The sequence below is a fragment of the Methylobacterium terrae genome, from assembly GCF_003173755.1.
Classification (GTDB): Bacteria; Pseudomonadota; Alphaproteobacteria; order Rhizobiales; family Beijerinckiaceae; genus Methylobacterium; species Methylobacterium terrae.
Window position 1 is genome coordinate 5423562 of sequence record NZ_CP029553.1, and the last position, 15081, is coordinate 5438642.

Annotated in this window: 7 protein-coding genes; 2 read left to right on the forward strand and 5 right to left on the reverse strand. The window is 72.8% G+C overall.

Annotated features, from left to right (window positions below):
- Nucleotides 1-113 precede the first annotated feature (113 nt).
- Nucleotides 114-887 carry an SDR family NAD(P)-dependent oxidoreductase gene (locus DK419_RS25045; RefSeq protein WP_109961485.1) on the forward strand — a complete coding sequence of 258 codons (774 nt, stop codon included), beginning with the start codon at nt 114-116 and terminating at the stop codon, nt 885-887.
- A 35-nt stretch (nt 888-922) separates the two neighbouring features.
- On the forward strand, nt 923-1771 hold the full coding sequence (locus DK419_RS25050; protein WP_109961486.1) for a formyltransferase family protein: 849 nt from the start codon (nt 923-925) through the stop codon (nt 1769-1771).
- A 32-nt stretch (nt 1772-1803) separates the two neighbouring features.
- On the opposite strand, the gene DK419_RS25055 is transcribed toward DK419_RS25050, so the two are convergent.
- From DK419_RS25055 to DK419_RS25075, 5 genes are all read right to left on the reverse strand, one after another.
- Nucleotides 1804-3174: an aminotransferase class I/II-fold pyridoxal phosphate-dependent enzyme gene (locus DK419_RS25055; RefSeq protein WP_109961487.1), complete on the reverse strand. Its 1371-nt coding sequence runs from the start codon at nt 3172-3174 to the stop codon at nt 1804-1806.
- Nucleotides 3171-10616, reverse strand: coding sequence for a type I polyketide synthase (locus tag DK419_RS25060; protein WP_109961488.1), 7446 nt, complete (start codon nt 10614-10616; stop codon nt 3171-3173). The genes DK419_RS25055 and DK419_RS25060 overlap by 4 nt, the downstream gene beginning before the upstream one ends.
- 370 nt (nt 10617-10986) lie before the next feature.
- Nucleotides 10987-11223, reverse strand: a complete 237-nt coding sequence (locus tag DK419_RS25065) for an Lrp/AsnC ligand binding domain-containing protein (protein WP_048426071.1) — start codon at nt 11221-11223, stop codon at nt 10987-10989.
- 122 nt (nt 11224-11345) lie between these two features.
- A complete protein-coding gene (locus tag DK419_RS25070) occupies nt 11346-12650 on the reverse strand; it encodes a UDP-glucose dehydrogenase family protein (protein WP_109961489.1) in 1305 nt (434 codons plus the stop codon).
- 85 nt (nt 12651-12735) lie between these two features.
- Entirely contained in the window at nt 12736-14973 is a 2238-nt protein-coding gene (locus DK419_RS25075) for a glycosyltransferase family 2 protein (RefSeq protein ID WP_425352613.1), read from the reverse strand.
- Between the last annotated feature and the right edge of the window lie 108 nt (nt 14974-15081).

Consider the following 15081-nt stretch of genomic DNA (forward strand, 5'->3'; position numbering starts at 1 on the left):
GCGGTTCCGATTACCCCATCCTGCCGCGACGGGATTTTTTCGCGACCCGGCGGAGGCCACCGTGCTACAGGCGCCGCCGTGCCGCCGCGTTCCGACAGTCCGGGAGAAGAGCCATGCCCGTCATCCTGATCACCGGCGCGTCGAGCGGCATCGGCGCGGCCCTGGCGCAGCATTACGCCGCGCCCGGCACGACGCTGGTCCTGAACGCCCGCGGGGCCGAGCGCCTCGAGGCGGTGGCGGAGTCCTGCCGGCGCAAGGGCGCCGCGGTCGAGGCCCGCGCCCTCGACGTGCGCGACCGGGATCGCGTGCGGGCCTGGATCGACGACGTCGCCGTGCGGCTCGGCCTCGATCTCGTCATCGCCAATGCGGGGGTCAATGGCGGCCACCCGGAGGGCGGGCTCGAAACCGAGGAGACCGCCTTCCTGGTGCTCGACGTGAACCTGATGGGCGCCCTCAACGTGGCGCTCCCGGCGGTCGCCCGGATGGCGGAGCGGGGGCGGGGGCAGGTCGCGCTGATCTCGTCGCTCGCGGCCTACGCGCCGCTCCCCGACGCGCCGGCCTATAGCGGCACCAAGGCGGCGCTGCTCGCCCACGGCCTCGCCCTGCGCGAGAAGCTGGCACCGAAGGGCGTGCGGATGAACGTGGTCTGCCCCGGCTACGTGAAGACCGCGATGGGCGCCGATTACGAGGGCTGGCGCCCGCTCGAGATGAGCGCCGAGGCGGCGGCGAAGCGCATCGCCAAGGGCCTGTCGCGCGACGAGGCGGTGATCGCCTTCCCGGGCCTCCTCGCCGCGGCGGCGCGGGGCGCCGCGCTGATCCCGGAATCCTGGCGTCGGCTGGGCATGCGCGGCTTCAGCTTCCGGATGAGCGAGCGCCAGCAGCGCTGACCTTTCCATTCGTCGCGGAGGCTTCGAAAAACCCGGTGCGGATCGCCCTGTTCACCCTCGAGGCCCTGCCCAACGCCCGGGCCGTGCGCCGCTTCGTCGCCGACAACGCCGCGCGGATCGCCTTCGTGGGCCTGTCCGACCCCGAGCGGCCGAGCACCGGCGGGCTGACCGGCCAGGTGCGGCGCCACCTGATGCGCTCCGGCCCCGGCTTCCTGCCGTATCTGGCGGTCAATTTCGGCCTGCCCGACCTCGCCCGCGGGCTGGCGCCGGCGACGCAGGCGCTCGCCGGCAGCCGCGACGTGCCGGAGGCGACGCCTCTCAGAACGTTGTGCCGGCGCCTCGGCCTGCCGCACGCCACGATCGCCGACGTGAACGGGCCGGAGACGACCGGGCACCTGCGGGAGCACCGGGCCGACCTGATCCTGTCGTTCCACTTCGACCAGATCTTCGACGCCGCGACCCTGGCGGCAGCCCCCCAGGGCGGGCTCAACGTCCATCCCTCGCTGCTGCCGCGCCATCGCGGCCCGGTCCCGACCCTGCACGCGCTCCTGGAGGACAGGCCGGATTTCGGCGTCACGGTGCACCGGCTCGCCCCGGCGATCGATGCCGGCGGCATCCTGGCGCAGGCGCCGGTGGCCCTCCCGGAGGATGTCACCGCCTCGCGGGCGGCGATCCTGCTGCACGAGGCCGGGCGGCCGCTGCTGGAGGGCGTGCTGGCCGAGGCCGCGCGGACGGGCGCGCTGCCGGAGGGGCGCAGCGTCCCGGTCCTGCCCTATTGCGGGTTTCCGACGCGGGCGCAGCTCAGTGACCTGAAGCGCCGGGGCCGGAGGCTCGTCGATGCCGGGGATCTGCGGGAGGCGATGAGCCTGTCGCTCAGGCCGTAGGCGGGGGCCCGTCAGGCCCCCGCACGAGTCCGTCACGCCCGCCGCGACATCAGCCGCTCGACCAGCGAGCCGCCCTGGTTCAGCTCGTCGAGCTCGTCGGCGAGTACCGTCACGGTCTCGCGGATCTGCTCGGGCGTGTGCTCGGAGGTGATGAAGAAGCGCAGGCGCGAGGAGCGCTCCGGTACCGCCGGATGGATGATCGGCTGCACGTTGATGCCGCGCTTGAACAGCCGGTCGGACAGGGTCACGGCCTTCAGCGAATCGCCGAGGATCACCGGCACCACGGCGAGGCCGAGGCTGGTACCGGTATCGAGGCCGCGCTCGCGGGCGCAGGCGAGGAACAAGGCGCCGTTGCGGCGCAGGCGGGCCACCCGCTCGGGCTCGCGGTGCATGAGCGCCAGCGACGCAGTCGCGGCGGCGGCGAGCGGCGGCGAGAGGCCGACCGAGTAGACGAAGCCGCCGGCGGTGCATTTCAGGAGTTCGACGAGCGCCGCGGCGCCCGCGATGTAGCCGCCGCATGAGGACAGCGTCTTCGACAGCGTGCCCATCCAGATGTCGACGCTGCCGGGGGGCACGTCGCACTGCTCGTGCAGCCCATGGCCGTCCCGTCCGAGGACGCCGAGGCCGTGGGCGTCGTCGACCATCAGCCAGGCCCCGTAGCGCTCCTTGAGGGCGACGACGCCGGCGAGGTCGGGGGCGTCCCCGTCCATGCTGTAGAGGCCTTCGATCACGATCAGCGCGCGGCGGTGCTCGTGGCGCGTCGCGTGCAGCAGCGATTCGAGGGCCTGGAGGTCGTTATGGGCGAAGCTGCGGCGCTGGGCGCCCGAGAGCTGCGCGCCGGTGACCACGGAATTGTGGATCAGGGCGTCGTGGTAGATCACGTCGCCGGGCTCGAGCAGAGCCGCGATGGTCGCCACGTTGGTGGCATGCCCGCTCACCATCACGACGCAGGCCTCGGTGCCGTAATGCGCGGCCAGCGCCTTCTCGAGCGTCAGGTGGCCCGGGCGCTCGCCGGCGACGATCCGGCTCGCCGAGGACGAGGTGCCGTAGGTCGCGAGCGCTTCCTGCGCCGCCGCGTTCACCTCCGGATGGCCGTTGAGCCCGAGGTAATCGTAGGACGAGAAGTTGGTGAAGGCGCGTCCGTCGATCCGCGTCGTCGCGCCGGCCTTGGCGTCGTGGACGCGGAAGAACGGGTTGCCGAGGCCGATCAGGTCGGCGGCGGAGCGCTGGAGCTTCAGCTCCTTGTAGGCCGGCAGGCTGTCGAAGCTCTGGGCCTGGGCCAGCGCCGGCTTGGGCTCCGGCCGAACTGGCGCGGGACGGACGGGAGCCTTGCCGAGGCGGGCGGCGACGAAGCCCGCCAGGGCCTCGCGCCCGCCCGCGCCGTTGGAGGATCCGCTGCTCATTGGGTGATGACCTTGATGTCCTGGCTGTTCTGCTCGACCAGCACCTGGAGGGACTGGAGCGAGGCCGCATCGACCGACTCGACCCCGCCGTGGCGCTGCGACAGGCTGAGCACCGCCGCCGCGCTCTCGTCGACCGGGGCCGCCACCGACTGGATCAGGGTGTCGGCGAGTTCGGTCACGGTCTGGCCGCTCGACACGCCGGAGGGCGGCGCGTCGAGGCCGAAGCGCTCCTGCAGGCTCGCGCCGAGCTCGACGCCCATCAGCGAGTCGAGGCCGATCTCCGAGAGCTGGCGCACCCGGCTGATATCGTCCTTCGGCAGGCGCAGGATGCGGGCGATGTCCTCCACGATGGCGTCCGCGACGGTCTTGCGGACGTCGTCGAGGTCGTGGGCCCGCAAGAGGCCCGGGATGCTGATCGCGACCTGCCCGCCGGCTTCCGCCTGCTGCTCGGAGCCGAGGCTGGCGTAGCTCGGCGAGCGCAGGGTCGCGAGGCGCTCGCGCGCCTTGCCCCAGTGCATCGCCGCGATGGCGATCACCGCGTCGTCGGGAGACGCGCCCTGCACCCCCAGCGCCTCGGCCATCAGGTCGAGGGACTTGCGGGCATCGACCGGGGTCACGCCGACGCGGCCGGCGAGCGTCTCCATCACCGCCTTGTTGCGGGCGAGCACGCCGACATCGCCGATGGCGCCCCAGGCCACCGCCAGGGCCGGCAGGCCGAGGCGGCGGCGCTGGCGGGCGAGGCCCTCCATGAAGCCGTTGGCGGCGACGTAGGAGCCCTGGCCCGGATTGCCGATGAAGGTCGTGGCCGAGGAGAACAGCACGAAGTAGTCGAGCGCCCGGTCGCGGGTCAGCGCGTCGAGATGGCCGGCACCGATCACCTTCGGGGCGATCACCGCCTCGAGGGCGGTGGGATCGAGGTTCGCGATCAGGCCGTCCTGCAGCACCATCGCGCCGTGGATGATACCGGCGAGCTTGCACCCCTTGGCCTCGACCCGCTCCAGCAGGCGCTGGACCGAGGCGCGGTCGGTGATGTCGCAGGATTCCACCTGCACGGCGACGCCGCGGGCCTTGAGGTCGGCGATGGTCGAGAGCGCCGGTTCGCCGGTCGGCGCCTTGCGGCCGACGAGCGCGATGTGGCGTGCCCCCCGGTCGGCGAGCCAGCGCGCCGCCTCGATGCCGAAGCCGCCCAGGCCCCCGGTGACGAGGTGGACGCGATCGGGCGCCACCACGAAGGGCTTCGTCGTCTCGGCCGGGATGGTGCCGGCCTTCGGCGGGGCGATCACGATCTTACCGACGTGGCCGGATTGCTGCATCAGCCGGAACGCGTCCGACACCTCTTCCGCCGCGAAGGGCTGGTAGGGCAGCGCCTTCAGGCTGCCATCGGTGAACAGAGCCATCACCTCGCGGAACAGCCGCTTGCCCTCGTCGGGCTGGAACTGGAGCAGCTGATCGAGGTCGACGCCGAAGTAGGACAGGTTCCGGCGGAACGGCCGCAGGCCGATATGGGTGTTGGCGACGTAGTCGCGCTTGCCGAGTTCCACGAAGCGCCCGAAGGGCTTCAGCGCGTTGAGGCTGCGCTCCATCGCTTCGCCGAACAGGCTGTTGAGCACCACGTCGACGCCGTCGCCGGTGATGCGGCGGATGTCGTCGACGAAGGCGAGAGAGCGGGAATCGAGCACGTGCTCGGCGCCCAGCGCCTTGACCAGCGCCCGCTTCTCGTTCGAGCCCGCGGTGGCGATGACCCGGGCGCCGCGCATCCGGGCGATCTGGAGCGCCGCGAGGCCGACGCCGCCGGCGCCGCCATGGACCAGCACCCACTCGCCGGCCTTGAGGCGGGCGAGCGTCACGAGGCCGTAATAGGCGGTGAGGAACGCCACCGGCGTGGTGGCGGCGGCCTCCGACGACAGCCCCTGAGGCGCGGCCGCAACAACCATCTCGGGCACCACGATGTGGGTCGAGAAGCCCGACTGGGCGAAGGCCACCACCCGGTCGCCGGGCTTGAAGGCTGTCACGCCCGCACCCGCCGCGGCGACGCGGCCGGCGCATTCGAGGCCGAGCCGCGGGCCGGCAAAGCCGTCCTCGAGGATTTCCTCGGGCAGCATCGACAGGGCCCAGAGCACGTCGCGGAAGTTGAGGCCGGTGGCCTCGACCGCGATCTCGATCTGGCCGGGGCCGGGCGCGACGCGCTCGGCCGGGCCCCAATGCATCTCGTTGAGGCCGCCGGTCGTGCTGCGCTCGAGCCGCGCGGCCGGCGCCGCCGGGCCGGAGCGCCGGGCGGACCGCGCGCCTTGCGAGAAGCGCACCACCCGGGTCGCGTCGTCGTCGACCACGATCTCGGTCTCCGGCGTGCCGGAGAGGATCAGGTCGCGCAGGCGCTCGGCGGCGCGCTTCGAGGCGATCGCCGTCGAGAGGTCGATGCGGCGCACGTCGAGCGAGGCCACCTCGTTGGCAAGCGTGCGGGTGAAGGCCCAGACACCGGCCTCGACGCCGCAGGCGAGCCCGCCGCGGTCGCGGGTGGCGCCGGGGCAGACGACCCAGAGACGGGTCGGGCGGGTGCCGAGATGCTCGACGCAGCGCTTGAGCCCGAGGCAGCGCTCGCGCAGCCGCTCGGCCGGCTCGCCGCCGCGGTTGAAGGCGCCGGCGAGGTAGACGACCGTGTCGGGCGTCTCGCGCTCCAGCTCGCGCAGGGAGGCCTCGGAGTCGAGGATGATCGAGACGTGGACCCCGCTCGCCACCAGGAGGGTCGCCAGCGACGAGGCGGTCTCGGCCGCGAACTCGTCCTCGGAGCCGATCACGAAGGCGAAGGTCTGGCCGGCGGCCGCCTTCGGCCGCGGCGGGGCTTCCGCCAGCAGCAGCAGGTCGTTGCCGTTGCGGGTGACGGCCCGGTCCGCCGCGACCTTGACGAGGCCGACGGCACTCAATGCGCGCTGCCAGGCGGCGACGTCGTCGAGGCGCCCGACCGGCACCTCCCCGACGTTCTCGAACCAGCCGGCATTCAGGCCGAACACCAGGTCGCGGAACAGCGAGGCACCGGGCTCGACCGCCGCGAACAGGCCGCCGGCCGCGAGGCTCGAGGCCAGGGGGCTGAGGAGGTCGCGGGAGGCGCGGTGGAGCACGTCGCTCGCCAGGACCGCGTCGAAGGCGGCGTGGCCGAGCGCCGCCGGATCCTCGACGATCGTGACGCCGGCCGGCAGGGCGAGGCGGGCGCGCTCGGCGAGGCGCCGGTCGGCCTCGAACACCGTCAGGCGCGCCTCGTGCATCCCCGCGAAGGTCGCGACCTGGGCCGAGAGCGGCCCGAACCCGACCTGGAGCAGGCGCAACGCCCGGTCGCGGGGGAGCGACGCGGCGCTCTCGGTGAGGAGCCGCATCACTGCGTCCGCCGAGGCCCGCACGGTGGCGCCGCGCAGGCAGAAGGCGTCGAGCGCCGCCTGCGGCAGGGACGGAGCGTCGGCGAGGATGCCCGCGAGGACGCGCGACACGACGGCGCCGAGATCGGCGCAGAGCAGGAGCTCCGCCGACAGCTCGGGATGGTCCGCCGCGATCCAGCGCATGATCTCGTCGGGCTCAGGGAGCGTCACGTCGGCGCGCAGGCGCCAGCGATCGCCGCCCATGCCTTCCGCGAGGCCGCTGACCTCGAGCGCCAGGAGCTGGTTGACGAGCCAGGGCCGCAAGCCCGCCGGCAGCCGGCGCGAGGCCGCGACGTCGACGACGCCGCCGACCGCGAGACCCCGGGCGAGCCGGTCGGCGAGCGAGGTCGCCCAGCCTTCGAGCAGCATGTGGCCGGCGCCGAGTGCCGCCTCGCCCTCGGCCGTCACGCTGCCTGCCTGCCGGCGGACCAGGGCCGCGACCGCGGGCTGCGGCTCGAGGGCGATCGCCGTCGGCTCGGTGGCGAGTTCGGTGAACTGGCGGATCGCGAACGCGTCGAGGTCGTTGCCCGCCTTCATCCGCAGGGCCTGGAACCGGCCCTCGCGCAAGGCCGCGATCACCTCGCCGGCCTCGTCCACCAGGGTGAAGTCGGCCAGGATGCTGCGCTCGTTGCAGCGCCGGGTGCGGATCACCGCCCGGGCGATCGCCGCGCCGGGGCGCAGGAGCCGGATCTCGCCGAAGCGGATCGGCACGTAGGCCCGGCTCGCCGCCTCGCCGAGGAGATCGGCGAAGAGCAGGATCAGCCCGTGGAAGCAGGAATCGAGGCGCGCCGGCGCCACGCCGTAGCGGGTGCCGCCCTCGGCCGGTAGAAGGTCGGAGACGATGGTGACGTCGTCGAGACGGGCCGAGCGGGCGACCTGGCGGAAGCTCGGGCCGAAGCCGAGGCCGGAAGCCTTGGCGCGGGCATAGAGCGCCTCGCCCTCGATCGTCGTCTCGGCAGGCAGGGCGGCGACGTCGCGGCCGGTCAGGCGCGGCGGCGGCAGGGTCTCGCCCTCGACCAGCTTGGCGACGGCGTGGAGCTGCCAGGGCGCCTGGCTCAGGCGCGGCCGGGACAGGATCTGCACCAGGTTGGCGCCCGGCGAGAACCGGGACAGCACCTCGCGCACCGCGTCCTCGGCGAAGACCATCGGCTGCTGGATCTCGAGATCGGCCAGCGTCACGGATTCGGAGCGCACGATCTCGCGGCCGACCGCCAGCGCCATCTCAGCAAAGCCCGCGCCGGGCAGGATCGCCTGGCCGTCGATGCGGTGGTCGTCGAGCTCGGGCACCGTCGCGACGTCGAGATGGGCCAGCCATTCCAGCCCGTCCGGACCCTGGCGGGTGCCGATCAGCGGGTGGTAGGGCCGGGCGCTCGCCGGGTTCATCGCCTCGGTGGTCTCCGGCAGGCGGAAGACCTTGCGCTGCCAAGGGTAGTGCGGCAGGGCCACGCCGCCGGCCGGGTCGGCGCCGAAGGCGATGTCCTTGTCGACCACGGCGCCGGCGGCGAGCGCTGCCGCGAGCGCGCGGCGGAACGGATCGGCCGAGAGCGCCTTCTTGGGCAGCACGCCGACGGTGGCGCCGTCGAGGCCGAGGGGCTCGAGGCAATCGCCGACATGGGGCAGCAGGGTCGGGCGCGGGCCGACCTCGACGAAGACCCGGGCCCCGGCTTGCGCCGCCGCCTGGATCGCCGCGCTGAATCGCACCGGCTCGCGGATGTTGCGCCACCAGTAGCCGGCGTCGAAGGCGCGGCCGTCGAGCACGTCGCCGGTCACCGTCGAGGCGAGGGCCACGGTGCCGGGGGAAGGAGCGATCCCGGCGAGGTCGCGCCGCAGCGGCGCCTCGATCGGGTTCATCAGCCGGCCGTGGAAGGCGTAGTCGAGGTCGAGCTTGCGGCCGCGGCGGCGCTTGCGCGCCAGCGCCTTCATGGCCGCGTCGATCACCGCCACGGGTCCCGCCACCGTCACGGCCTTGGGGCTGTTATAGGCGGCGATGTCGAGCTCGGGGAAGTCGGCGAGGAAGGCCTGCACCTCCTCGACGGGGGCGAGCAGCACCGCCATGGTGCCGAGGCCGCGGGTCGCCTCCTGGTGCTTCGAGCGGTAGTAGATGACCTTGACGGCCTGTTCGAGCGTCAGGATGCCGGCGGCTTCCGCCGCGCCGATCTCGCCGACCGAGTGGCCGACGATCGCGGTCGGCACGAGGCCGACCGCCCGCAGGGCCGCCGTCGAGGCGGTCTCGATGGCGAAGATCAGCGGCTGCGACACGCTGGTGAGGGCGAGCCGCTCCTCGAGGTCGTCGGCGTGCAGGACCTCCTTCAGCGACCAGCCGGCGAGGGGCCGGAACAGCGCGTCGGCCTCGTCGAAGCGGGCGCGGAAGACCGGGTTGAGGGCGTAGGCGTCCCGGCCCATCCCGGCCCACTGGCTGCCGTTGCCCGAATACACGAAGGCGACGCCGCCGGCGCGCTCGACCGCGGTGGCGACGACGGCGGCTTGCGTCTCCTCGCCCTCGGCGACCGCGCGCAGGGCTTCGGTCACGCCGTCGGAATCCAGGTCCTGCAGCGGGATCGCGGCCCGGACCGGCAGGCGCTCGCGGCGATGCGCCGCCGCGGCGGCGACGCGGGCGACCTCGGCAGCATTCGCCCCGTCGAGGCGGGTCGCGTAATCCTGGGCGAGATCGGCGAGCGCCGCCTTGGTCTGGGCCGAGACCAGCAGAACTTCCGGCGCCGGCTCCGCCGACGGCGCAGCCGCCGCGACGGGCGCCGGGTCGGTCAGGATGACGTGGGCGTTGGTGCCGCCGAAGCCGAACGAGTTGACGCCGGCGAAGCGCTCCCGGCCCGTGCGGGGCAAAGGCTGCAGCTCGCGGTTGACCGCAAGATTCAGCTCGTCGAACGGGATCGCCGGGTTGAGCTCGGCGCTGTGCAGCGAGGGCGGCAGCAGGTCGTGCTCGAGCGCCAGGCTGGCCTTGAGCAGGCCGGCGAGACCGGAGACCGGCTCGGTATGGCCGATATTGGTCTTGATCGAGCCGATCGGCAGCGGGGCCGAGCGACCGCGACCGAGCTTGCCGCCGATGGCGCCGGCCTCGATCGGGTCGCCGACCGGCGTACCCGTCCCGTGCGCCTCGACGAAGGCGATCGCGTCGAGGGCGACGCCGGCCTCGCGGTAGATCTCGTCGAGGAGCTCGCCCTGCGCGTAGCCCGAGGGCAGGGAGATGCCGGTGGTGCGCCCGTCGGAATTCACCTTCGAGGTGGCGATCACGCCGCGCACCGTCGCGCCGTTGCGGGCGGCCGCCGCCGCCGATTGCAGCACCAGGACGACGCCGCCCTCGGCGCGCACGTAGCCGTCGGCGCTGGCCGAGAAGGCCTGGCACAGGCCGGTGCGCGAGAGCATCGAGGCGTTGGAGAACGACACGAAGTTGAACGGGCTCACCAGCAGGTTGACGCCCGCCACGACCGCCGTGTCGATCCGCCCCGAGGCGATCGCCGCGACCGCGGCGTCGAGGGCGACGAGGGACGACGAGCAGGCGGTGTCGAGGGTGAAGCTCGGCCCCTTCAGGTCGAAGATGTAGGAGATGCGGTTCGACAGGATCGACAGCGTGTTGCCGGTCGCCGCGTAGGCGTCGCCGGAGGCGCTGTCGAGCACCCGCAGGTTGCCGTAATCGAGCGAGGAGGCGCCCACGAACACGCCGACCGGGCTGCCGGCGACCGCCGACGGCCGCAGGCCGGCGCTCTCCAGCGCCTCCCAGGTCAGCTCCAGCAGCAGGCGCTGCTGCGGGTCCATCTGCTCGGCCTCGCGGGGCGAGATGCCGAACACCGACGGGTCGAACGACCACGGATCGTCGATGACGCCCGCCGCCCAGGTGTAGCTCTTGCCCCGCTCCTGCGCCCGGGGATGGCCCATGCGCTCGAGGGACCAGCGGTCCTCCGGGATGCGCGAGACGGCGCACCGTCCCTCGACGAGCATCTGCCACAGGCTGTCGACGCCGGAGGCGCCCGGGAGCCGGCAGGCCCGACCGATGATCGCGATGTCAGGACGCTGTATCACGTTCGATTCGCTACACGCTCATTTACGGAGGACCGGACGCGACGGCGCCGCACCCGGGCAATTCAACCCAACCCATAGTATGAGGGCCGCATCGCGCCAACCCCGGACGGGCACCCCCCACCCCGGACAAGCAAGACATGGTCCACCTGTGACATGCCTTCATCAGTCGAAGTTCTGCCGCGCGGCCCGGCTTAAAGCCGACGTAACGGCAAACCATTGTCATCCGATAGACATGCGCGGCAGTGCATACGATCCGGTTGAGCTTGGTCGCGGGCCGGCCGGGCCGGAACGCGTCCGAGACGTTAGACCCGACGAATCGGGTCGCAATGCGGCAGACCCGGCCGGTCGCGACCCGGCACCGGGGACGCGGTCAGAATGCCTTGAAGGTGATGATGGTGCGGGTATCCTGGATATCCGCGATGGTCTGCACGTGCTCGGCCACGAAATGCCCGATATCGACGCCGTCATCGACGTGGAACTTGGCGAGCACGTCGTAGTGACCGGCCGTGGAATAGATCTCGGAGGCGATCTCGCGATCGGCGAGCGCGCTCGCCACGGTGTAGGTCTTGCCCAGGCGGCACTTGATCTCGACGAAGAAGGTCTGCATCGGCTCGCTCCCGGCGGCTGGCGGAATTCGCTCTATAAAAATTCGAAACGGCGGCGCCGTACTCTGCGGGACCGGCCCGGCCGGGACGCGGGCGGCGCCTCGACCCGGCCCCTCCTCGCCGGTCAGGGGCGCCCGACGCTGGCGTAGACGAAGCCGTGCTTGCGGACGTCCTCGGGCCGGTAGACGTTGCGCAGGTCGACGAGGACCGGCTCCGCCATCGCGCCACGCAGGCGCCGGAGGTCCAGCGCCCGGAACGCGTCCCACTCGGTCACGATCACGAGGGCGTGCGCTCCTTCGGCGCAGGCGTACGGATCGGCGGCGTAGTCCACCCCGCTCAGGTGGGTGCGGGCCTGCTCGACCCCCTCCGGGTCGTAGGCCGTCACCGCGGCACCCGCATCCTGCAGCCCGGCGATGATCGCGAGCGAGGGCGCCTCGCGCATGTCGTCGGTGTTCGGCTTGAACGTCAGCCCGAGCACCGCGACCCGCTTGCCCCGCACGCTCCCGCCGCAGGCTGCCACCACCTTGCGGGCCATCGCGCGCTTGCGTTGATCGTTGACCGCCACCACCGTCTCGACGAGGCGCACCGGCGAGCCCGCATCCTGCGCGGTCTTGACCAGCGCCAGGGTGTCCTTCGGGAAGCACGAGCCGCCGTAGCCCGGCCCGGCATGCAGGAACTTGCGCCCGATGCGGTTGTCGAGGCCGATGCCGCGGGCGACCTCCTGCACGTCGGCGCCGACCTGCTCGCACAGGTCCGCGATCTCGTTGATGAAGGTGATCTTGGTCGCCAGGAACGCGTTGGCCGCGTACTTGGTCAGCTCGGCGGTGCGGCGGCTCGTCACCAGGATCGGCGCGTGGTTGAGGTAGAGCGGGCGGTAGAGTTCGCTCACCACCGCGGCGGCCCGGGGCTCGTCGGCCCCGATGACGATGCGGTCGGGGCGCTTGAAATCGGAGATCGCCGCGCCCTCGCGCAGGAACTCGGGGTTGGAGGCGACCGCGATGGCGATCCCGGGCCGGGCCTCGCGCACGATGCGCTCGACCTCGTCGCCGGTGCCCACCGGCACCGTGGACTTGGTGACGACGACGGTCGGCCCGGTGACGGCGGCGGCGATGTCGCGGGCGGCCTGGTAGACGTAGGTCAGGTCGGCGAATCCGTCGCCGCGGCGGGACGGCGTGCCGACCGCGATGAACACCGCGTCGGCGCCGGCGACGGCTTGGGCGAGGTCGGTGGTGAAGGACAGGCGGTCCTGGCGCACGTTCTCGGCGACGAGCGTGTCGAGGCCGGGCTCGTAGATCGGGATGCGCCCGTCCTTCAGGGCAGCGATCTTCTCCGGCGCGGTGTCGACGCACACGACCGTGTGGCCGAAATCGGCGAAGCAGGCTCCGGAGACCAGGCCGACATAGCCAGCCCCCACCATCGCAACGCGCATCTCACGTCCTCTCGGCAGCGGCGCGGCCCGGCGCCCGCGGGCAACGCTGTAGCGTTGCAGTGCACAGCGAGCAACGGTGGCGCGGTCACCAGAGGCGGAACAGCGCCTTCGCCCGGGCGAGGTTCGGGTTGTAGTAGGGGTCGTTGCGCAGCTCCGGTCCCCAGCGCTCGGTCATGGTGGCGACCTCGGCCTCGAAGCGGGCGCGCTTCTCGGGCGTGTCCTCCTTGCCGCGGCTCTTCGATTCGTGGTGCGTCAGGGCGGCGTGCGGGGTCCAGATCACGCTGTAGCCGGCCTTGCGCACCCGCAGGCAGAGATCGATGTCGTTGAAGGCCACCGCCAGGCACTCGGCATCGAAGCGGCCCACCGCCTCGAACACCTCCCGCCGCATCATCAGGCAGGCGCCGGTCACCGCCGAGACCTCCTGCGCGATCACCATGCGGCCGAAATAGCCCGGATCGTCGGGACCGATATCGGGGTGGCTGTGGCCGGCGACGCCGCCCACCCCCAGCACCACGCCGCCGTGCTGCAGCGTGCCGTCCGGGTAGGACAGCTTGGCGCCAACCGCGCCGACCGCCGGCTCGACCGCGATCGAGGCCATCTCGGTCATCCAGCCCGGCTCGGCGATCTCGATGTCGTTGTTGAGGAACAGGAGCAGGGGGCCGCTCGCGGCCGCGGCCCCGTCGTTCGACAGGCCCGAGAAGTTGAACGGGCCGGGGCGGGAGAGCACCCGCACCCGCGGATCGGCGGCGGCCTCCTCCAGGAGCGCCAGGGCCGGGGGCTCGGTGCTGCCGTTGTCGACCACCACGACCTCGATGTCGGGATAGTCGGTGCCCGTGAGCAGCCCGTCGAGGACGACGCGCAGCAACTCGGCCCGGTCCTTCGTCGGGATGATCACCGAGACCCGCGGCGCCGGATCGGGCAGGGCGCGCACCAGCCGGTTGAAGCCGAGGGGCCCGCGCTCGACCCGGTGCGGCCAGCCGCGCCGCGCGACCAGCTCCTCGAGCGCCCTGAGGCGTGCCGCCTCGGCCCGGGCCAGGAACGCGTCCGAGAAGGTGCCGGAGCCGATCGCGGTGCGCCAGTGATAGAGGATCACCGGCAGGTGTCGCACGCGGGCGGGATCGAGCCGGTCGCTCAGGCGCAGCAGCAGGTCGTGATCCTGGCTGCCCTCGAAGCCCGGGCGCAAGCCCCCCACCGCCTCGACCAGGCTGCGGCGCACCACCGTCAGGTGGTTGAGGTAGTTCTGGCCGTAGAGGAGCTCCGGGTTCCAGTCGCCCTTGAAGTGGGGCTCGAACCGCCGCCCGGTCGCGTCGATCTTGTCCTCGTCGCTGTAGATCAGGTCGAGGTCGGGCTCGCGCCGGATCGCCTTCCCCACCTCGTAGAGGGCGTGGGCGGGCAGCACGTCGTCGTGGTCCATGAACGCGACGTAGGCGCCGCGCGCCAGCCCGAGCGCGGTGTTGGTGGCCGCCGCGATGTGGCCGTTCTCGGGCCGGCGCTCGACGCGGATGCGGGGATCCTCCGAAGCGGCCCGGGCGAGCAGGCGCGGCACCGCCGGATCGGTCGAGGCGTCGTCGGCGATGCACAGCTCCCAGTGCGGGTAGAGCTGGTCGCGCACCGAGCGCAGGGCCTCCTCGAGCACCTTCGGCCCGGGATCGTAGACCGGCATCACCACCGAGATCAGCGGAGGATCTCGCCATTGCGCCACCTCGGCGGCGATGCGGGCCCGGTCGGCCTCGCTCAAGCTGTCGAAGTGGCGGACCCAGGTGTCGTACCCGGTCAGCCCCGGGGGCACGAGGGCGCGGGCGAGGCGGTGCTGCGAGCGCACCCGCTTGCCGACCGCGCGCCAGAACAGCGCCTTCGCGGTGAGGACCGGCCGGCGCAGGGCCGCCCGGCCGACGAGGGCGAGGCGGCTTCGCACGGTGACGGTGAACTCGGCGATGCTGAGCGCCGGCTCCCCGAGCATCGGGGCCAGCCGCAGGGAGGTGGTGCCGGCGGGCAGCCGCCCGAGCCAGGTGAAGCGGCCGTGGCCGAAGGCGCGCTCCGACAGGCTGGTGCCCTGCGGCCCGTCCGTCCCCTCGGCGACCGCGCTCAGCTCGACCCGGCTGAAGGCGCCGTGGTTCTCGTCCTTGAAGGCGATGGAGACCCAGCGCGCGCCGAGGCCGAGATCCGCCACGTCGAGGCTCAGGGCCTCGACCCCGAATTCGAGCCGGACCCGGGCGAAATCCCGCGCGACGAGGCGCCCGCGCCCGAGGCGGAGCGAGGCGCGCAAGGGCGCGCGCAGGGGCGCATGAGTGGGCGCGGCGGGGGAAACGGTCTGGCCTGTCACCTGTCCTCGCGCCTCCCGGAGCCGCCTCGGCACCGCGCCATCATCGTCAATGAAATCAATTGGTTAGATCGATCGTTGCGGTGGTCCGTGTAGCAGGGGGGCCGCGCG

Coding starts and splice junctions, on each gene's coding strand:
- DK419_RS25045 (WP_109961485.1), top strand. CDS start 114: ATGCCCGTCATCCTGATCACCGGCGCGTCGAGCGGCATCGGCGCGGCC.
- DK419_RS25055 (WP_109961487.1), bottom strand. CDS start 3,174: ATGAGCAGCGGATCCTCCAACGGCGCGGGCGGGCGCGAGGCCCTGGCG.
- DK419_RS25065 (WP_048426071.1), bottom strand. CDS start 11,223: ATGCAGACCTTCTTCGTCGAGATCAAGTGCCGCCTGGGCAAGACCTAC.
- DK419_RS25070 (WP_109961489.1), bottom strand. CDS start 12,650: ATGCGCGTTGCGATGGTGGGGGCTGGCTATGTCGGCCTGGTCTCCGGA.